Source organism: Ralstonia sp. VS2407 (assembly GCF_052950655.1).
Genome location: NZ_JBRFVG010000257.1, coordinates 1 through 466 on the forward strand (window position 1 = coordinate 1; position 466 = coordinate 466).

At 58.2% G+C, this 466-nt stretch carries 1 protein-coding gene; it reads right to left on the reverse strand.

The features are described from left to right. Positions 1-29: 29 nt before the first annotated feature. A partial coding sequence (locus ACU8YE_RS24915; RefSeq protein ID WP_446930217.1) for a replication initiator protein A occupies positions 30-466 on the reverse strand: 437 nt, incomplete at its 5' end.

Consider the following 466-nt stretch of genomic DNA (forward strand, 5'->3'; position numbering starts at 1 on the left):
CTTTCGCACGGAAAACCTGGGGTGTTCGTTCAGTGCCCAGGAAGGGCTGCATGTTCCAGCGCATCTGAGCGTGCCTTGAGCGCCACGACGGTCTTGATCCGTGGGCGACCGCCACGAGGCGACGGAATTTTCTCTTCGGCCAGCGTGACGATATACTCGGGAAGCGAGTCCTGCTCGGCTACTTCCCTCAGTTGCTTCTTGAAATATTCCAGACCGCGCTTGTCGGATGCACATCCGACCCGCTCTGCGAGAGCGTTGAGGTCGACCTCGAAGCCGCCATCTTGACCGCAGTTGAACTTTGCCAGCTCGTAGAGCCGGCGCTCGATTGGACCGAGTTTGAAAAAATCGAGGTGATAGGCTGCGATACGGCGATCGGTCAGGATCGCCCGGTGCAGCCAATCGCAGACCATCACCTCGATCCGCTTGACCCGCCGCTCGCCGTTCGGAAGTTTGACGTATTTAATAT